This window comes from Streptomyces sp. B8-7 (genome assembly GCF_058833805.1).
Map to the genome: position 1 here is coordinate 600,378 of NZ_JBYRRL010000002.1, position 18,637 is coordinate 619,014.

Here is an 18,637-nt window from a genome sequence, read left to right on the forward strand (position 1 = left end):
AGCTCTCGATCCTTCGGTAGCTTGCGGGGGGTACGCCCATCGTCAACGATCACGGACCGGCACGCATTCCTGATCCGCGGACCCGTCGTGGTCCGGGACGCGATCCGCGCCGCGGCCGCCGCGGCCTCAGGTCCGGTAGAGCGCGTCGACCGTCGCCGCGTACGCCTTCTCGATCGCCCTGCGCTTGAGCTTCAGCGAGGGGGTGAGCAGCCCCTCCTCCTCGGTGAAGGGCCGGGCGAGGACACGGAAGGTGCGGATGGACTCGGCCTGTGAGACGAGGGTGTTGGCGGCGACGACCGCGCGCCGCACCTCCGCCTCCAGGTCCGGTTCGCTCACGAGTGCGGCGTCGTCGAGCGGCGGCTTGTCGCACAGCGCCAGCCAGTGTTCGACGGCCTCCCGGTCGAGGGTGACGAGGGCGGCGACGAACGGGCGGTCGTTGCCGACGACGAGGCACTGGTGGACCAGCGGATGCTCGCGCACGCGCTCCTCCAGCACGCCCGGGGAGATGCTCTTGCCGCTGGAGGTCACCAGGATCTCCTTCTTGCGGCCGGTGATGGTGAGGTAGCCGTCCTCGTCGAGCTGTCCCAGGTCGCCGGTGGCCAGCCAGCCGTCCCGCAGGGTCTCCTCGTCCGCCCCGGGGTTGTTGAGGTAGCCCCGGAACACGGTGGGGCCGCGCAGCCAGACCTCGCCGTCCTCCGCGATGTGCACGCTCACCCCGGGCACCGGCTGTCCGACCGTGCCGTAGCGGGTCCGCTCGGGAGGGTTGGCCGTGGCGGCGGCGGTGCACTCGGTCAGGCCGTAGCCCTCGTAGATCTGTACGCCCGCGCCCGCGAAGAACAGGCCCAGCCGCCGGTCCATCGCCGAGCCGCCCGACATGGCGGTGCGGATCCGGCCGCCCAGTGCCGCCCGCAGCTTCGCGTAGACGGCCCTGTCGAAGAACTGGTGCTGCACGCGCAGCGCCGCCGACGGCCCCGGCCCGGTGCCCCACGCCTTCTCCTCCGTGGCCTCGGCGTACCGCACCGCGACCTCGACGGCCTTGTCGAAGGGGCCCGCCCTGCCGTCCCGCTCGGCCGCGCGGCGGGCCGCCGCGTACAGCTTCTCGAAGACGTACGGCACGGCGAGCACGAACGTCGGCCGGTACCCGGCCAGGGCCGGCAGCAGGGCCTGGGCGTCCAGCCGCGGCTGGTGCCCGAGGCGGACCCGGCCGCGGACCGCGGCCACCTGCACCATCCGTCCGAAGACGTGCGCGAGCGGCAGGAACAGCAGGGTGGCCGCCTCCTCGCCCCGGCGGGAGTGGAACACTGGCTTCCAGCGCTCCAGGACGGTGTCCGCCTCGTACATGAAGTTGCCGTGGGTGAGGACGCAGCCCTTGGGCCGGCCCGTCGTACCCGAGGTGTAGATGACGGTGGCCACCGACTCGGGCGTGACCGCGCGCCGGTGCCGGTGCACCACCTCGTCGTCCAGGTGCGCTCCGGCGTCGTACAGCTCGCCCACGCAGTCGGCGTCCAGCTGCCAGAGCCGCTCCAGGCGGGGCAGGCGGCCGATGACCGAGGCGATCGTCATGGCGTGGTCCTCGTGCTCGACCACCGCGGCCGTCACGCCGGCGTCGTGCAGCATCCAGTAGCACTGCTCGGCCGAGGACGTCGGGTACAGCGGCACCACCTGGGCGCCGATCGTCCACAGCGCGAAGTCGAACAGCGTCCACTCGTACCGCGTGCGGGACATCAGGGCCACCCGGTCGCCGAACCGTACGCCCTGTGCCAGCAGGCCCTTGGCCAGGGCGAGCACCTCGTCGCGGAACCCGGCCGCGGTCACGTCCCGCCACCGCCCGGCCGCGTCCCTCCGGCCGAACGCGATGCGCCCCGGGTCCTCCCGGGCGTACTCGAACACGGCGTCGGCCAGGCCGCCCACCGGCGGTGCCGACGCCGGCGCAGGGGTGGTGAACTCGCGCAATCCCGCTCCCGCCTCGATCCGGCGCCCGCAGCGCCGTGAAAGCTACCTCACGCCGCCGGGCGCGCGGGAGGGTGCGGGAGCCGCGGACCTGCCCGGGTCGTACCTGGTCAGCGGAGAGAGAACCACATATAAGGGACGGGTCGGACAGCTTCCTGACGATCCAGTAAGGATCGCGTCGGCGCCCCCGCCGAATCCGTGCGGAAATCTCCACGCGATCCCTACGATCCGAGGCAGCCCCTCCGTCGCACTCCACCGCTCTCCGCCGCCCTGGCACCCGGCTCGCGGCAGCCCTGGCACCCGGCTCTCCGCCGCCCTGGCACCCGGCTCGCGACCGTCCCGGCACCCGGCTCGCGACCGTCCGCACGGGCCTTCTCGCGGGGTGCGCGGGGTGTCCCGGGCAGGCACGCGCGGGACGCCCCGGACGCCTGGGCGTACCACGGCGGCCGACGCCGTGCCGCCACCGGATTCGCCGCGCCGTCGGCGGACTCACGCCGGACCGGCCGCGGGCACGCCGGACCGGTCCGGGGCTCACGCCGGGCTCAGCCGGGGACGCTCCGGGATCGCCGGGGCCCGGCCGGGCTCACGTCGCCCCCGCCCGCCCCGTCGGCCGCACTCCGCCCGCCAGGACCGCCGCCGCGAGGGCGTCCGCCGGACCCTGCGCGGCGGCGCGGCGCCGGTCGTGGACCAGGACGAAGTCGACCCCGCCCAGTTCCGGCAGGCCGGCGCGGTCCGGCACCCGGACCAGACCGGGCGGGACCAGGCCGCGGGAGTGGGCCATCACCCCGAGCCCGGCGCGGGCCGCGGCGACGAGCCCGTTGAGGCTGCCGCTGGTGCAGGCGACCCGCCAGGCCCGGCCCTGCCGCTGGAGGGCCTCCATCGCCCTCGCCCGGGTGATGCCGGGCGGCGGATAGACGATCAGCGGCACCGGCCGGTCCGGGTCCAGGCGCAGCCGCTCGGCGCCGATCCACACCAGCCGGTCGTGCCACACCAGTTGTCCCTGCGGGTCTCCGGCCCGCCGCTTGGCGAGCACCAGATCCAGCCGGCCGGCGGCGAGCTGCTCGTGCAGGGTGCCCGACAACTCCACGGTCAGCTCCAGGTCGACCTCGGGGTGGTCGTGCCGGAACCGCTCCAGGATCTCCGGCAGCCGGGTCAGCACGAAGTCCTCCGACGCGCCGAACCGCAGCCGCCCGCGCAACCGGGTGCCGGCGAAGAACGCCGCCGCCTGCTCCTGCACCTGAAGGATGCGCCGCGCGAACCCGAGCATCGCCTCGCCGTCCTCGGTCAGCTCCACCGAGTGCGTGTCCCGGGTGAACAGCGTCCGTCCGGCGGCGTCCTCCAGCCGCCGGACGTGCTGGCTCACGGTGGACTGGCGCAGCCCCAGCCGTCGCCCGGCCTGCGTGAAACTCAGCGTCTGCGCCACCGCGAGAAAGGTGCGCAGATGGACGGGGTCGTACATGGACCGAGGCTATCGCGATATCGCGATTCATGATGACAGTGAGTCCGGCGTACCGGATTCCCGATGATCCGACGCCGGGGCAGGATGGACCCGGGACGGACCCGCACCCGCCGAGCCGCGCGGGCCCGGTCCAGCCCCCGGCCCCCGGACCGGGGCCCCCGGCCCCCGGTTCCCACCGCAAGGAGAGCACCGCACACGTGAACCGCCCGATACGGCCGACCCGGCTGCCGATCGACCCGTACGTCCTGCTGCTGCTCGGCACGGTGGGGTTCGCGGCGCTGCTCCCGGCGCGCGGAGCCGGCGCCGACGTCGCGGCCGGCGCGGCCGACGTGGCCATCGCGCTGCTGTTCTTCCTCTACGGGGTGCGCCTGTCCACCCGGGAGGCGCTGGACGGCCTGCGCCACTGGAGGCTCCACACCACCGTGCTGGCCTGCACCTTCGTGGTCTTCCCGCTGCTCGGGCTGGCCGCCCGCGGCCTCGTCCCGGCGCTGCTCACCCCGCCCCTCCACCAGGGCCTGCTCTTCCTCACCCTGGTGCCGTCGACGATCCAGTCGTCGATCGCGTTCACCTCCATCGCCCGGGGCAACGTGCCCGCCGCGATCTGCGCCGGGTCCTTCTCCTCGCTCGTGGGCATCGTCGCCACCCCGCTGCTCGCGGCGCTGCTGCTGGGCGGGGACGTCGGCGGGTTCTCGACGGACGCGCTGCTGCACATCGTCGTCCAGCTGCTCGTGCCGTTCCTCGCGGGGCAGGTGCTGCGTCGCTGGATAGGGGGGTTCGTCGGCCGGCACAGGAGGGTGCTGGGACTCGTCGACCGCGGCTCGATCCTGCTGGTCGTCTACACCGCGTTCAGTGAGGGCATGGTGCAGGGCATCTGGCACCGGGTCAGCCCGCTCCGGCTGGGCGGCCTGCTGCTGGTCGAGGCCGTGCTGCTCGCGGTGATGCTGGCGCTGACCTGGTACGGCTCCCGGGCGCTGGGCTTCGGCCGCGGCGACCGGATCGCGATCCAGTTCGCGGGCTCGAAGAAGTCGCTGGCCGCCGGACTGCCCATGGCGAGCGTCCTGTTCGGCGCGCACGCCGCGCTGGCCGTGCTGCCGCTGATGCTGTTCCACCAGATGCAGCTCATGGTGTGCGCGGTGATCGCGCGCCGCCGCGCCCAGGACCCGCCGGAGTCGCCCGACCCGCTCGACCCGGCCCGGGCGGCCGCCGGGACCGGTCCGGCCGGCGGCGCGGGCTCGGGCGACGCCCGGCCCGTGCCTGGCTGCTGAGCGTGCCTGGCTGCTGAGCGTGCCTGGCTGCTGAGCGTGCCTGGCTGCTGAGCGCGCCTGGCTGCTGAGCGCGCCCGGCCGCCCGAGAGCACCTGCCCGGGCGCTTCGCCGTGGCCGGGGACGGCCAGGGCCCGGGCAGCACCCGGGGCCGTGGCCGTCCCCGGCCGGCGCGCCTACCCGGGGGCGGTCCGCCCGGGCGGCACGGACTCCGGCCGCAGCGCGATGCGCTGCTCACCCGCGTACACGTTCATCGAGCCGCCCCGCAGGAACCCCACCAGCGTCAGACCCGTCTCCGCGGCCAGGTCCACGGCGAGCGACGACGGCGCGGAGACGGCCGCGAGCAGCGGGATCCCGGCCATCACGGCCTTCTGCGCCAGCTCGAAGGAGGCCCGCCCGGACACCAGCAGCACCGCCCGCGACAGTGGCAGCCGGCCGTCCCGCAGCGCCCGGCCGACCAGCTTGTCCACGGCGTTGTGCCGGCCCACGTCCTCCCGTACGTCGATCAGCTCGCCGTCCTCGCCGAACAGTGCCGCCGCGTGCAGACCGCCCGTGCGGTCGAACACGCGCTGCGCCGCCCGCAGCCGGTCGGGCAGGGCCGAGAGCAGCGCGGGCTCGACGCGCAGCGGGGGAGTGTCGGCCACGGGCCAGCGGGTCGTGGTGCGCACCGCGTCCAGGCTGGCCTTTCCGCACAGGCCGCAGGACGACGTGGTGTAGACGTTGCGCTCCAGCGTGATGTCCGGGACGGTCACTTCGGGGGCGGTCCGCACGTCGACCACGTTGTAGGTGTTGGAGCCGTCGTCGGTGGCGCCCGCGCAGTAGACGATGTTCCGCAGGTCCTGCTGCGCGGCGAGGACACCCTCGCTCACCAGGAAACCGGCGGCCAGGGCGAAGTCGTCGCCGGGGGTGCGCATGGTGACGGCCAGCGGCCTGCCGTTCAGCCGGATCTCCAGGGGCTCCTCGGCGACCAGGGTGTCGGGGCGGGCGCTGACGGCGCCGTCCCGGATCCGGATCACCTTGCGTCGTTCCGTGACTCGTCCCATACGCCCACTACGCCCATCGGTCCCGGTTCCGTCGGTTCACGGACTCATTGTCCTGCACGGCGTACGGCTGCCCGCCGCCCGGCGTCCGCGGCCGTCGAGGCCGCACCCGGACCCGCCCCGGATCCCAGCCCCCGGCCCCCCGATCCCGGATCCCGGATCCCGGATCCCAGCCCCCGGCCCCCCGATCCCGGATCCCGGATCCCGGATCCCAGCCCCCAGCCCCCGATCCCGGATCCCGGGGAACATCCATGCGGCGCCGGCGAACCGTTGTCCGGGGCGAGGGGGCGCGAGGGCGGTACGCGCGGGTGTGCGGGGGCCCGACTGACCGAAGCCGACAACCGGGACGCCTGTTTCCTGTGCCTTCACCTGCCGGGCTACCCATCAGTCACGAACAACACTGGTGAATCCCGCAGTCGAGGCCAAGGGGGTCCCTCACACATGCACGGCTCGCGCATCGTCGCCGTCGGCCACTACCAGCCCGCCGGGGTGCTGACCAACGACGACCTGTCCCGGACGGTCGACACCAGCGACGAGTGGATCCGCACCCGCGTCGGTATCCGCACCCGCCACATCGCCGGGCCCGACGAACCCGTGGACGAACTGGCCGCCCATGCCGCCGCCAAGGCGCTCGCGGCGGCGGGGCTCACGCCCGCCGACATCGACCTCGTGCTCGTCGCCACCTCCACGGCCGTCGACCGCTCCCCGAACACGGCCGCCCGCGTCGCCGCCCGGCTCGGCATCCCGCAGCCCGCCGCCATGGACGTCAACGTGGTCTGCGCCGGATTCACCCACGCCCTGGCCACCGCCGACCACACCGTCCGCGCGGGGGCCGCCCGGCGCGCGCTGGTGATCGGCGCCGACAAGATGTCCGCCGTGACCGACTGGACCGACCGCACCACCTGCGTCCTGGTCGGCGACGGTGCCGGCGCCGCCGTGGTCGAGGCGAGCCCGGAGGGAGCCGAGCCGGGCATCGGGCCCGTGCTGTGGGGCTCGGTGCCCGAGATGGGGCACGCCGTGAGGATCGAGGGGGAGCCCGCCCGGTTCGCGCAGGAGGGGCAGAGCGTGTACCGCTGGGCCACCCGTCAGCTGCCGCCGCTCGCCCGGCAGGCCTGCGAGCGGGCGGGCCTGGCCCCCGAGGACCTCGCCGCGGTCGTGCTGCACCAGGCGAACCTGCGGATCATCGAGCCGCTCGCGGAGAAGATCGGCGCGGTCGGGGCGGTCGTCGCGCGCGATGTCGTCGAGTCCGGGAACACCTCCGCGGCGAGCATCCCGCTGGCCTTCTCCAAGCTCGTCGAGAGGGGCGAGATCGGCACCGGCGACTCCGTCCTGCTCTTCGGTTTCGGCGGCAACCTGTCCTACGCGGGCCAGGTCGTACGCTGCCCGTGAGCGGGGCCACGCCCACCGGGCGCGGGCCGGACCGGGGCCGCGCCGCGAGGCCACCGTGCCGTGCGGCCGTGGCCGGGGGCCACCGACGGAGGGCGGCCCGCGCACGCTCGGCGGCGGCCGGGGCTCCCTCCGCGGCCCGCGGGACGGCCCTCAGCCGATGCCCTGCCGGTCGGGCTGCAGGGCGAAGGCCCGGTCCGCCGCCGCGGACACCTCACGACCCACCGCCTCCACCAGCAGCTCGCGGTGGCGCTCCAGGGGCGGGCGGCGCTCCTCGGGGGTGACCAGCAGCAGGTCGTCGAGCGCGGCGACGAGCCTCCGGGTGACCTGCGGACTGCCGATGGCGGCGCCCCGGATCTCGGCGAATCCGAGATCCACCAGTTCGGACCAGCCGGGCACCGGCTGCACCAGGCGCACGGTGCGCTGCCGGTCCCGATGGAGCGAGGCGCGCAACGGCCGACGGGACAGCGCCGCCAGGAACTGCACGATCCGGTCGAGGGCCTGCACCGCCGTCGTCGGGTCGTTCACGCCCGGGGACAGCGCGCGCAGCCCGATGTCGGCCAGTTGCCGCAGCCCGAGGGCGAGGTCCTGGTGGAAGGTCCGCTCCACGCCGACGGACACGGTGTAGCTCAGCGACCGCACCGACGGCGCGGGCCCGCCGTGCACGGCGAGCAGCGGCGTGCCGGGGACCACGAAGTCGCCGATCCGCGGCACCAGCCGCAGTACCACCCCCCGCTGCCGTGCCGCCTTGACCAGCCGGGAGATGTTGACGTCGCGCAGCACACCGGCCCGCCCCCGGTGCGCCACCCACGCCGTCACGGGCCCGAGTTCCTCCTCGGCGCCGGAGGCCCCGGCGGAGGGCATCAGCGCGACCATGCGCATGGCCTCCCCGGTGATCCGGTCGATGACATGGCTGACCCGCATGAGCCGCAGGGTCGAGTTCACGTACAGCACGAACAGCACCAGGCTCAGCCCCAGCATGACGATCATGAGCAGCGACTGGACCAGGGGAACCGTGATCACACGGCGCGGGTCGGTCTCGCCGGTGGACGACGTCAGGATGAGCAGGGACAGCAGGAACGTCGACAGGAAGACGGCGAAGGTGGCCTTCGTGATGCGGCTGCGCACGTAGAACCGCACCACGCGAGGCGTGAACTGCCCGCTCGCCATCTGCACGGCCACCAGCGAGATGCTGAACACCACACCGATGAACGTCATCATCGCCGAGCTGATGGTGCTCGCCACCGTCCGGGCGTCCTCGGCGATGCCGATCAGGTCGCGGATGGCGTCGTACTCCTCCGCATCCCGCAGGGTCTCGACGATCCTGCTGTCGAGCTCCGACGCCCCCGTCCACACCACGAAGACCAGCACCATGGCAGCCGCGGGCGCGAACCAGAACGTGTCCCGCAGATGTTCCCGCAACGGCGACAGCGCCCTCGGCCGTCGACCCTCCGGCAAACCGCCGGTAGTCATCCAGTCACCCATGGTGAGACTCTAGGTCCCTCTCCCTCCCGTCCGGCGGACCCGCTCCGCAGCCCCGGATACGCAGGTGAGAGGCGCTCCCAAAGCTTGGTATGGTTGTCCATGTCGCCGCGGGGAGCACCCCGCCGGGCGGCATCACCTGGTCCGGGTGGCGGAATGGCAGACGCGCTAGCTTGAGGTGCTAGTGCCCTTTATCGGGCGTGGGGGTTCAAGTCCCCCCTCGGACACCGGCAGGGACCCCAGTTGATCTGGGGTCTTTCTGTTTCTCCGGCTGTGGCGTGACCAACCACGTGACCAACAGCCGAGCGAACTTCCTGGTCAGACCAGGGATGACAGGCCGAGACGGCTGGCACTCGAAGCAGCCAGCTTCTTCGCTCCCTCAGCGCGACGCCTGCCGTACCGCGCCATGGTGTAGCCCGGCGAGTGGTGCCGGGCGTTGGCCGAGACCTCTACCGGGTTCTCGTGGTTGTCGAGATCGTTCGTGATCTTCGACGCCCGCCGTGCCCTCACTCAAAGCGGAACTCACCGTAAAGACCCCGGCCGACCGCAACACCGGTAAGCGGTGGGTGCAGGGTGAGCCCGTGCCCGTGGTGGCCGAAGCCGTGCCGGGCGCAGCGATACGACTGGGCTATGCCAGGTGCAGCACGGTTGGGCAGGAACTCCAGTCCCAGTTGGATCTACTCGCCCGTGCCGACTGCACCCGCGTCTTCTCGGAGAAGACCAGTACCCGCGTGAAGGAGCGGCCGGAACTGGAGAAGGCCCTCACTCTCGCGCGGGAGTTCAAGGCAGCCGCACCGAATCAGCCCGTCATCCTCACCGTGGTGGAGATGAAGCGCCTTGCCCGCAACGCGGCGGAACTCATGACGTTGTCCTCCACCCTGCAAGCGGACGGCATCCAACTGGAACTGCTCTCCGGTCCCTTGCAGGGTGTGTACGACCCGAACGGGGCGGGTGCCATCGTGTTCGCCGTCCTGGCGGTGGCCGCCGAGGTGGAGCGGGAAGGTATCCGGGAGAAGACGTTGGAGGGGCTGGACACTGCGGCCCGTAAGGGCAACCACGGTGGACGCCCCTCCGTCGTGGATGACGACAAGCTAGCCATAGCCCGTGCCAGGCACGCCAAGGGAGAGAGCGTCACAGCCATCGCCAAGGCTCTGGGGATCTCCCGGGCCACCTTGTACCGGCACATCGGTGAGAGCGCCTGAGACAGGCGCACAGGGGCACGGTCAGGCGCTCACCTCGGAGTGCACCGGGACGGGCGGGCGCACCCCGGTGAGCGCCTCCGCACGGGCCACGAGGTGGGGCGCAAGGCCGGGGTACCAGCCACGGGCTACGGCTTGCAGCATCTCGGCCAGGGCCGCGAGTTCCCCGATTCGGCCGGCGGGGGTGTCGAGGATCGGCGCAAACTCCTTGCGGATGCGGGCGGCTACGTCGGGAACAAGCAGGCTGTTGGCATGGAGGAGTCCCGCGTCATAGCCGAAGGGCACCCGTCCCCACCGCTCCCAGTCCAGCAGGCACAGGGGCGCGGCGGTGAGATTGCCCCAGTGAAGGTCACCGTGACCGGTCACCCGCTCCACCGTGGCGGGGGCAGGGATGCCGAGGAACTGGGGGAAGGCTCGTTCGATCCACCCGTCCCGCACGGTTGCCTTCACTCCCTCCGCTTCAGCGAGGAGGGCAAGGGCTTGGCGAAGGTCCGCCCACCACTCGTCAGGCAACCCCGGGTCGTGGTCGATGTCGGCCCGGTCGGGGGACACGATGGGTTGCGTGAGGTAGTCCAGGACTTCCGACTCGAAGGCCCACTCGCCGTCAGTCCAGTCATGCACCGCGTACAGGTGGGGGCGGGGCACGCCGTCAGGCACCAGCTCCGAGGCGCCGACGATGCCTTCCCCCGCCTTCCTGCCCGCGTTCCTCTTCGCCGTCCGGCTGACCCGTAGCCACCGGTCCCCCGCTCGGCGTCCGAGGGTGACACCGAGGAAGCCCCACGCCAGTGGCCCCGTGCAGGTGAGGCCCAGTGCCTTGGCCGCCCGGTCGTGGGCGGCCTCCATCAGGGCCTGCACCTCCTCATTCACCGGCGAGTTCATCCGTCACCCTCCTGAGTTCCCGGGCCGTCAGCGGCGCAGCCAGAGCCTTGGCCATATCGTCCCAGTGCTCGCGGGTGCTCGCGGAGGTGAGGACGACATCGAGGCCAGGGCACGAGCCAGGGGCCAGCAGGGCAGCGGCTGCGGCCGACAGGCCGGGGCGGATGAGGTTCACCAGTTCGGGTGTCATGGCGTCGAGGAGTTCGCCCCCGTGCAGGGGAGCGGAGCCGAAGGTGATCAGCCCTGCGTCCTTCGCTTGTACCAGTGGTCCGCCGCCGTTCAGGGCCTGTGTGATCGGGGCATCCATGATCAGGCTGACGGGCATCTGCAAGGCCGTGAAGTGGTGCTCGGCGGAACCGGCCGCCTGCCGGGCGAGCGTGAGCAACTCGGGCACGCTGAGCGCTCCGGAGGTCAGGCCCGACCAGGTGGCGACGCCGTACCCGCCGATCCTGCCCGCATGGGCGAACTCTTCCAGCGCCGTGAAGGCTTCCCGTACACGCCCGTGCAGAACGGCACGGTCAAGGCCGTGCCCGTGGTGCTCCGGGTTGTGCACGAACACCAGGTCCACGCGCCCGAGCGCGGCCAACGACCGCTCCGTCTGCCAGCGGACGAAGCCCCGCTCAAGGCTGTGTCTACCGGCCGCCTCTTCCCGGGCGAGCACGCCCTCAGCCAGGGCCGTACCGCCCTGCTCCTCGGTGAAGAACCCCGTCTTCGTGGCTACCCGCACGGTCGGGTACTCCCCGAGAACCGGGCGCAGGTTCTCATGCGCCCGACCACGGGCGTAGTTCGGTGCCGTGTCCACCCAGGGGCTACCGGCGGCCAGGGCGGTGCGTGCCGCCTGAGCAACGGCACGCACGCGGTATGTCCCCAGGCAGAGCGCGGCGGTCACAGCACCGTCCCCACTACTGCGACGGCGTGGCCCTCGATGAGGATGGAGACCAGTTCGGCCACCTCCTTGACCTCAAGCCCGGCGGAGTCGGCCATCTCCCCCAGAGTGGTCGGCTGGTTGGTCAGCAGCGTGCCCAGCGCGGGAGCGGCGGACTCGGCGAAGTCCCACGCGGTACCGGCCGCCGAGAAGGTGACCGTGCCCTGTTCGCGGTTCGCCGTCAGGCGGCCCCTCGGAGTGGTGAGCTTGACCGTGATCTCCCCCCGTGCGGGGAGGCCGTCCACGTAGGGCAGGGACGGAATCGCGTGGCCCAGGTCCGTCGTGTCGATCGACTCTGCCCACCGCTCCACGAGGCGGGGGTCCGCCATCATGTCGGCCACTTCACGGCGTACGGCGTCGGTGAAGTCCGACTGTTCCACCAGCGAGCCGAAGCGCGGGATGTCCCTGCGGAGCGCGAGGGACGCCCGGAGCTGGTCGACGACCCAGAGCATCAGGTCAGCGCCCGTGTGCGGGACCATCCCGAACGTGAGGTGAAGGGATTCCGTCCCTTGGTCAGCGGTGACCGCGTGCCACCAGCCGCGCGGCAGGTAGAGCACGTCACCCGGGGACAGAACGAGGTCCGCCACCGGGACGCCCTCCGGTTCCTCCGGCGACTCCACGTCCCGGAAGGTGGGCGCTTCACGGGTCATCCCCCACAGGCGCCACCGCTTCGAGCCGTGCAGTTGGACCACGACCACATCGTGGTCGTCCCAGTGCCGGCCGAAGCCCTCCCGCTCGGTCCACGAGGCGTACACGTTGGCCTGCACGGAAGTCCCGAGGAAGCGTTCCAGTCCCTCCGCAGCCGCCCCCACGGCGGGGTGGATCTTCTCCACCGCGTCCAGGACCAGCGACGCCCCGTCCCTGAGCTGGCCGTGGAAGTCGGACGGCTGGATGCGGGACCAGGTGACCGCGCGGCGGTTCGTGGTCGGGATCGCGTAGCGGTGGAGCGGGACCATCTCGCCGTCGACCGACAGGCGCAGCCGGGGCGGCTCCAGCCGCTGCGTGGCGATGATCCGGTTCAGGTCATCCCAGGAGAACAGGCCCGCCGTGTCGGCGGCCCCGGGGAAGTGCGCGTAGGAGCGGTGGTACGTCTGGGCGAGGAACGTGTCCCCGCCCAGACGCCCCGCCCACGAGGCTGCATCAAGCAACGTGGGCGCTCCCGTCAGTCGTTGCCGTCGGAACGGCCACTGCTGACGTCAGACTCCTGCTCGGCGCGGGTGCGCGCGGCCACGATCTTCCGCTTCGCGACGAGCAGGCCACCCCCCTCGGGGGCCACCGAAGTGGTGTTCTCTTCCACCATCGGACTACCTCTCTCTTCTCGGGGACTCCCGCCGGGAATTCGGCAGGAAGCAAAGGGAGACAGCGGCGAGTGCGGCGGCTACCGGATCGCCAGAGTTCCGGCGAGAACCAGGACGCACGCCACGCATCACGTCGCCTTCGGCTCCACCGCGACGGGGCGGGGAGCACTGGCAGGCAACGAACTGCGGCCCGTGCACCGAGGGCACCCGCACGGCGGGTACTTGGTCGGCGAACCCAGGATCACCGCATTGCGCGGCTCCACCTGCACCTCACGAACCGGGCCGTACGTCCGGCCGCCGTCGTACGACACCCGCAGAGTCATGCGCCCCGTCACGAGCGCACACCACCATCAGGGCCGAACGTCCGCCGGTACTCCAGCCCCCGACCTACGCCGTAACGCACCCGCTCTTCGTTTCGCTCGGTCGCTGTCATGGGGGAAATCATTGGCCCAGAAAGTGGCGGCTGTGTAGTTCTTTCCCGTCATGGACTAAAGATCATGAACGGCAGGCGGCAGCCCACTCCGTCAACAAGGCTCGCGCTTCGGCCCCGAACAGCGCGTACCCCTCCAGTGTCGAGAACAGTTCCAAATGCATTTCGATGTCGCGTGGATCTCTCAGGAACACGACTCCGGTGGTGTTCTCCACAGTGGCCAGGGTGTTGTCGTAGACAGTGAAGGTGTCCATCGGAGCCATGGGCTTGTATCCCGCGATTGGGATGACACCGAGCTTCACATTCGGCAGGTGGGTCAACGAGGCCAGCCGGTCAATCTGCATCGCCATCGCGGCCGGGGGCAGGATTGGCCACCTCACGGCCTGTTCGGTGAGGATGAAGGTGAACCGCTTCTTCGTGTCGTAAAGAACCTCCTGCCGCTCCAACTTCCTCGCGATCGTCTTAGTGACATCAGCCGGTGAATGGGCAAGGCTGGCCCGGATGTACTCAGGAGTGGACAGCAGTCCCGTAATCATCGAGAGCAGGAAGAAGCGGAACTCGGTGGAGGAGGATTCAAGCGCGGCAAGTTCGGTCTGCTTCTTCTCCAACCCCCTTCGCCGCAGCGAGCGCAGGTCTTGCCACTCGGTATTGGCCAGCCTCGCAAGGGCAATGACCTCCTCGATGACCTCGGGCGGAGCAACGACAGCCCGGAGGATTCTCTCCAGGTCGAGCAGGCTCGGTTGCGCTTTCCCGTTCTCGATCCGACTGATCTTCGATTGGGACATGTTGCAACGCCGAGCGAGCCGGTCCCCAGTGAGGCCGGCTCGCTTGCGTAGTTCTTTCAGCAGGGCGGCCAATTCTTGCTTCGGCTGCCCCAACTGTTCAGGGTCGAACGTCACCCGCTCACGTACTCCAGGAATGGAACCGACTCGGCAATGGCAATCCGCTTCCACTGCCGGTATGACTCGGGATCACCCTCGTATAGTTCCCGGTTTATCTGCGTCCCGTCTTCCCGGTAGTTCATCAGGACCACCTTGGAGTCATCGAACATCCAGAAGTCCTGATCCGGAAGGCCCGGGTTCTCTCGGTCGGTGAGGTCGAGGATACGAATATCCTCGCCCGCCTTGACGTGATGCCGGTAGTAATACTCGAACTCGAACCGGAGGTAATCCGAGAGCGGGCGTGTTACGACGTGGACCCTGCCGACATGCTTTCCTTCCGAGGTCCATTGCCGGACCTCGTCCATCCATGCCGAGGTGTAATCGTCCGGCGAATTCTCCCCGGCGAGAAAGCGCTTCAGCTTCTCCGCTTCCTGCGGCATGGTGTAGACGGGCAGCGTCTCCAGCCGCCACGCCTCACGCTCCATGGAATCGAAGCAGTCATTCCACGCGTCACCATCCAAGTGCACGGAACGCCTCCCTGAGAACCGCCTCGGGGATTTCCACGAGCCCTTCCCCGGTGGGCGGGGTAAAGGCGTCGGACACGTCGCCCTGCACCACGAACGAGCCGGTGGCCGTGCGGTACACGTTCGGGCAGTCCTTTTCTCCGCACTCGCCGTTGCCGTTGCCCGTGAGCCGGGTGAGTGCCGAACGTTCGGACATGCCAAACCCCCTTGCTCTGGATCCGTTTGGGCCGCCTGACCAACGACAGTAGAGGGGGTGGCGCTACGCGTCTATGCGTGAACGCGACTATGCGTGTCCTTGCATAAACAGGTCCCTGGCCGCCGCGAGCCCACCCCGGTACGCGGTCACGTACGCGACCGTGCAGACTGGGCGTAGCCCCGTGGCGCCGTCCGGGAAGCCTGACGCGACCCAGGTGCGGACGCCTCGGAGGAGGGTTGGTCACGTGACCAACGCATGACCAACAGGGGCCTGAGAGGGCCTGAAACAGCAGGAAAGAACAGGAGAAACGCCCGCCGAAATCAAGCCTGTCGACGGGCGTTTTCCCAGGTCAGCGATCCAGCGCACCTTCGGTGCGCGCCGGGGGCGTGGTAAATGTCGTGGCGTGCGCCGAGGTGCTTCCTGTCTGCCCTGACGGGGGTTGATGCCGGTCCGGGACGCTGGTGGGGTTCGTTCCGGCCGAAGCCGATTGCTCTGTGATGCCGGTGAGCTCGCAGGTCAGCGTGGCGCTGAGGGCCGTCCACGGGAACCGTGGAGTGTTGCTGCGAAGCACGGGCGTCAGAATTCCTGTTCCACCCTGGCCCTCCCGGAACGGCGTACCGCTTGGCCGTTCGGTGAGGGAGGGAGCGGGGCCGTGGACGTGCTGCACGAACGCTGCGCCGGTGTGGACATCAGCAAGAAGGACGCCAAGGCGTGTGTCCGCAGCCCGAGTACGAAACGGCGAGGCTCTTTCACCAACGAGACCACGACCTGGGGCTCGACCACGAACGCCGTGCTCGCCCTGCGGGATCATCTGGTCGCTGCCGAGGTCACCCTCGTCGTGATCGAAGCGACCTCGGACTACTGGAAGCCGTTCTACTACCTGCTGGCCGAGGACCTGAACGTGATCCTGGTCAACGCCCGGCAGGTCAAGAACCTGCCCGGCCGCAAGACGGACGTTTCCGACGCCGCCTGGCTGGCTCAGCTCGGCGCACACGGCCTGGTCCGCCCCTCGTTCGTGCCACCCGCACCGGTGCGCGAACTGCGGGACCTGACCCGGGCCCGCACCCAGATGACCCGCGAACGCGGGCAGATCGTCCAGCGGCTGGAGAAGCTGCTGGAGGACACCGGCATCAAACTCGCCGCGGTCGCCTCCGACATCATGGGCGTCTCCGGCCGGGCCATGCTGGAGGCCCTCATCGGCGGGGAACGCGACCCGCAGACGCTGGCAGACCTGGCCAAACGCAAGCTCCGCAACAAGATCCCCGAACTCACCGAGGCCCTGACCGGCCGCTTCCGCGACCACCACGCCTTCCTCACCCGGCTGCACCTGGACCACTACGACCAGCTCACCGACGCCATCGGACAGCTCGATGAGCGGATCGAGGAGGCGATGGCCCCCTTTCGTCCCGCCCTCGACCTGCTCGACACCATCCCCGGCATCAACCAGGCCGTCGCCGAAGTGATCATCGCGGAGACCGGCGGCGACATGGCCCGGTTCACCTCCGCCAGGCACCTCGCGTCCTGGGCCGGGGTCTGCCCCGGCCACCACGAGTCCGCCGGCCGCACCAAGAACACCAAGGTCCGCCCCGGCAACCCGTACCTCAAAGGAGCCCTCGGCCTGGCCGCCTTCGGCGCGGTGAGGACCAAGGACACCTACCTCCAGGCCCGCTACAAGCGGCTGACCGCCCGCCGCGGCCCGATGAAGGCCCTGGTCGCCGTCGAGCACTCGATCATTACCGCGATCTGGCACATGCTCACCGACAACGTCCCCTACCGCGAGCTCGGCGGCACCTACTTCGCCCAACGTGACCCCGAACGCGCCACCCGCCGCGCGATCACCGCGCTCAACCAGCTCGGCTACACCGTCACCCTCAACCCGATCGAGGACGCAGCCTGACGCCCAGGGCCCGGACACCCGGCGACCACCACGGCCACCGGGCACTCAGATCTGCCTCACGCCACCCTGACCTCCACCTATTTACGCGTCAGAGCGGTTGGGGGCTGGTGCCCGAGAGGAGAGTTCAAGTCCCCCCTCGGACACCGGCAGGGACCCCAGTTGATCTGGGGTCTTTCTGTTTCTCCGGCCGCGGCGTGATCTGGCACCGGAAGCGGCCGGCTTCTTCGCTCCCTCAGCGTGACGCCTGCCGTACCGCGCCATCGTGTGGCCCGGCGAGTGGTGCCGGGCGTTGGCCGAGACCCCTACCGGGTTCTCGTGGTGGTCCAGATCGTTCGTGGTCTTCGACGCCCGACGGTCATGCAGCCGGAAGTTCTCCGGCAGGTGCAGACGGTTGCGTGCCGTCCGCCAGCGGGCCGACACCTTCTCGGGGTTTTGCGGTCCGCCGGCCTCGCCCCGGTACAGCTTGAAGCCGTCACGGGCGCACACGAGGTCATGGTCCACCCAGAGATCCCCGAGACGTTCCCGCTCCGCCTGGCGTTCCTTCTGCCACTTGAGGATGTTCATCAGGGCCTGGTCTCCGTAGATGATCGCGTTGTCGTCTCCGTCCTTGGTCAGCTTCCGCAGCCGGTAGGTGTTGCCTTCCTCGACCACGACCCAGGCGAGTTCGATGGCGCACTCATCCCAGTGGATCAGCGACCACTTCCACCCCAGCACCTCACTGCGGCGGCATGAGGTGGCCGCGTAGGCCGTCCACAGCGGGGCGTCCCGAAGACGGGCCTTGCCCCAAGGCCGGGTAGTTAACGTTTTCGCAGGTCACGCAAGCCAGTTGAAAGATCCCTGACTCAGAGCAACGGAGCTCGTTGGTACAGGCAGTCGTCCAAGACAGCTTGTACTTGAGGAGCTCCGTTGCCGCTTCATCATGTCCTGCCGGCCCCGGTGATGGCCATCACCCGTACGGTCACAGTGGGTGCGGGCCGGTTCGCGCCCGGGCATCTGGGCGAGCTGACGGCCGTGGTGCCGTTCGAGCTGGTCGACGCGGTCCTGGCGGAGACGCGGTCGGTGCAGAGACGGCTTCGTGATCTTCCTTCGCGCGTCGGGATCTACTTCCTGCTCGCGATGTGTCTGTTCCCCGAAGTCGGCTACCGGCTGGTCTGGGACAAGCTGACGGCCGGGCTGACCGGGGTGCCGGTGGCCTCCCCGACGCCGAAGGCCCTGCGTGATCTGTGCCGACGGCTGGGCAGTGCACCGGTGCGGGCGCTGTTCGAGGTACTCGCGGGGCCTCTGGACCGCGGCCGACGACACCCGGTGTGCGGTCCGGGCCGTATCGGACTGTGTCATTCGACGGCTGCAGTTCCCAGAAGGTCCCCGACTCCGGGCGAAACAGGGCCTGGCTGGGGCGGACCTCCCATCACGGCTACCCCACACTGGAGTTGATGACGCTGGTCGAGACCGGCACACGGGCCCTGCTCGGCGCGGTGTTCGGGCCCACCGCCGAGGGCGAGACCAGCTATGCCTCGCGCCTGCTGCATCTGCTGCGGCCGGACATGCTCGTCCTGTGGGACAAGGGCTTCGACGGCAACGACTTCCTCGCCTCCGTCACCGCTACCCGCGCTCAGTTCCTGGGCCGGCTCCGCAGCAACCGGCGTACCCCCGTTCTCACACGTCTCGCCGACGGCTCGTACCTGTCGGTGATCGCCGCCGAGAAGGTACGTGTGATCGACGCGAACATCAGGCAGGCTCCGAGTCCGGAACGGAATCCGCGAGAGTCGCCATACGGTCGGCGACAGCCGGACGTTCATGCATAGCCAGGCTGCCGAGTGAGCCGAGGGCGA

General features: G+C 70.5%; 18 protein-coding genes and 1 tRNA gene. 7 read left to right on the forward strand and 12 right to left on the reverse strand.

Annotation, left to right across the window (positions count from 1 at the left end):
- Nucleotides 1–126: 126 nt before the first annotated feature.
- Entirely contained in the window at nucleotides 127–1,953 is a 1,827-nt protein-coding gene (locus AC5K6T_RS11335; protein WP_493208109.1) for an AMP-dependent synthetase/ligase, read from the reverse strand.
- Between the two features lie 580 nt (nucleotides 1,954–2,533).
- A complete protein-coding gene (locus AC5K6T_RS11340) occupies nucleotides 2,534–3,409 on the reverse strand; it encodes a LysR substrate-binding domain-containing protein (RefSeq protein WP_493208111.1) in 876 nt (291 codons plus the stop codon).
- Between the two features lie 224 nt (nucleotides 3,410–3,633).
- Here AC5K6T_RS11340 and AC5K6T_RS11345 point away from each other — a divergent pair, with 224 nt between their 5' ends.
- A complete protein-coding gene (locus AC5K6T_RS11345) occupies nucleotides 3,634–4,674 on the forward strand; it encodes a bile acid:sodium symporter family protein (RefSeq protein ID WP_493209297.1) in 1,041 nt (346 codons plus the stop codon).
- 173 nt (nucleotides 4,675–4,847) lie between these two features.
- Here AC5K6T_RS11345 and fdhD read toward each other — a convergent pair whose 3' ends face one another.
- Nucleotides 4,848–5,714, reverse strand: coding sequence for a formate dehydrogenase accessory sulfurtransferase FdhD (gene fdhD, locus AC5K6T_RS11350; protein ID WP_493208113.1), 867 nt, complete (start codon nucleotides 5,712–5,714; stop codon nucleotides 4,848–4,850).
- A 438-nt stretch (nucleotides 5,715–6,152) separates the two neighbouring features.
- Between fdhD and AC5K6T_RS11355 the strand changes: the two genes are divergently transcribed.
- The gene (locus AC5K6T_RS11355; RefSeq protein ID WP_493208115.1) at nucleotides 6,153–7,100 is read left to right on the forward strand and encodes a beta-ketoacyl-ACP synthase III; all 948 of its coding nucleotides are present in this window, start codon (nucleotides 6,153–6,155) and stop codon (nucleotides 7,098–7,100) included.
- Nucleotides 7,101–7,250: 150 nt separating this feature from the next.
- Here AC5K6T_RS11355 and AC5K6T_RS11360 read toward each other — a convergent pair whose 3' ends face one another.
- Complete coding sequence (locus AC5K6T_RS11360) at nucleotides 7,251–8,582, reverse strand: DUF2254 domain-containing protein (protein WP_493208117.1); 1,332 nt, start codon at nucleotides 8,580–8,582, stop codon at nucleotides 7,251–7,253.
- Between the two features lie 139 nt (nucleotides 8,583–8,721).
- On the opposite strand from AC5K6T_RS11360, the gene AC5K6T_RS11365 reads away from it, so the two are divergent.
- Both AC5K6T_RS11365 and AC5K6T_RS11370 read left to right on the forward strand, forming a co-directional pair.
- Nucleotides 8,722–8,806 (forward strand) — tRNA-Leu (locus tag AC5K6T_RS11365).
- A 273-nt stretch (nucleotides 8,807–9,079) separates the two neighbouring features.
- The gene (locus tag AC5K6T_RS11370; RefSeq protein ID WP_493208119.1) at nucleotides 9,080–9,781 is read left to right on the forward strand and encodes a recombinase family protein; all 702 of its coding nucleotides are present in this window, start codon (nucleotides 9,080–9,082) and stop codon (nucleotides 9,779–9,781) included.
- Between the two features lie 21 nt (nucleotides 9,782–9,802).
- Here AC5K6T_RS11370 and AC5K6T_RS11375 read toward each other — a convergent pair whose 3' ends face one another.
- The 7 genes from AC5K6T_RS11375 to AC5K6T_RS11405 form a co-directional block, all read right to left on the reverse strand.
- Complete coding sequence (locus AC5K6T_RS11375; protein ID WP_493208120.1) at nucleotides 9,803–10,657, reverse strand: hypothetical protein; 855 nt, start codon at nucleotides 10,655–10,657, stop codon at nucleotides 9,803–9,805.
- The gene (locus AC5K6T_RS11380) at nucleotides 10,638–11,543 is read right to left on the reverse strand and encodes an aldo/keto reductase (RefSeq protein WP_493208122.1); all 906 of its coding nucleotides are present in this window, start codon (nucleotides 11,541–11,543) and stop codon (nucleotides 10,638–10,640) included. Before AC5K6T_RS11380 ends, AC5K6T_RS11375 begins: the two co-directional genes overlap by 20 nt.
- Nucleotides 11,540–12,727, reverse strand: coding sequence for a cupin domain-containing protein (locus AC5K6T_RS11385; protein ID WP_493208123.1), 1,188 nt, complete (start codon nucleotides 12,725–12,727; stop codon nucleotides 11,540–11,542). Before AC5K6T_RS11385 ends, AC5K6T_RS11380 begins: the two co-directional genes overlap by 4 nt.
- A 14-nt stretch (nucleotides 12,728–12,741) precedes the next feature.
- On the reverse strand, nucleotides 12,742–12,879 hold the full coding sequence (locus AC5K6T_RS11390) for a hypothetical protein (protein WP_169748831.1): 138 nt from the start codon (nucleotides 12,877–12,879) through the stop codon (nucleotides 12,742–12,744).
- Nucleotides 12,880–13,372: 493 nt separating this feature from the next.
- Nucleotides 13,373–14,206 (reverse strand): helix-turn-helix domain-containing protein, encoded by an 834-nt coding sequence (locus AC5K6T_RS11395; RefSeq protein WP_493208125.1) that lies wholly within the window; start codon nucleotides 14,204–14,206, stop codon nucleotides 13,373–13,375.
- Complete coding sequence (locus AC5K6T_RS11400; protein ID WP_493208127.1) at nucleotides 14,203–14,715, reverse strand: DUF6879 family protein; 513 nt, start codon at nucleotides 14,713–14,715, stop codon at nucleotides 14,203–14,205. Before AC5K6T_RS11400 ends, AC5K6T_RS11395 begins: the two co-directional genes overlap by 4 nt.
- A complete protein-coding gene (locus tag AC5K6T_RS11405; protein ID WP_099202101.1) occupies nucleotides 14,699–14,908 on the reverse strand; it encodes a hypothetical protein in 210 nt (69 codons plus the stop codon). Before AC5K6T_RS11405 ends, AC5K6T_RS11400 begins: the two co-directional genes overlap by 17 nt.
- A gap of 652 nt (nucleotides 14,909–15,560) precedes the next feature.
- On the opposite strand from AC5K6T_RS11405, the gene AC5K6T_RS11410 reads away from it, so the two are divergent.
- Nucleotides 15,561–16,805, forward strand: coding sequence for an IS110 family RNA-guided transposase (locus AC5K6T_RS11410; protein ID WP_493208129.1), 1,245 nt, complete (start codon nucleotides 15,561–15,563; stop codon nucleotides 16,803–16,805).
- Nucleotides 16,806–16,886: 81 nt separating this feature from the next.
- Here the strand turns inward: AC5K6T_RS11410 and AC5K6T_RS11415 are convergent, their stop codons facing one another.
- Entirely contained in the window at nucleotides 16,887–17,519 is a 633-nt protein-coding gene (locus AC5K6T_RS11415; RefSeq protein WP_493208130.1) for a hypothetical protein, read from the reverse strand.
- 192 nt (nucleotides 17,520–17,711) lie between these two features.
- On the opposite strand from AC5K6T_RS11415, the gene AC5K6T_RS11420 reads away from it, so the two are divergent.
- Complete coding sequence (locus tag AC5K6T_RS11420) at nucleotides 17,712–18,239, forward strand: transposase domain-containing protein (RefSeq protein WP_493208132.1); 528 nt, start codon at nucleotides 17,712–17,714, stop codon at nucleotides 18,237–18,239.
- On the forward strand, nucleotides 18,137–18,610 hold the full coding sequence (locus AC5K6T_RS11425) for a transposase (protein ID WP_493208134.1): 474 nt from the start codon (nucleotides 18,137–18,139) through the stop codon (nucleotides 18,608–18,610). Before AC5K6T_RS11420 ends, AC5K6T_RS11425 begins: the two co-directional genes overlap by 103 nt.
- Nucleotides 18,611–18,637: the final 27 nt, after the last annotated feature.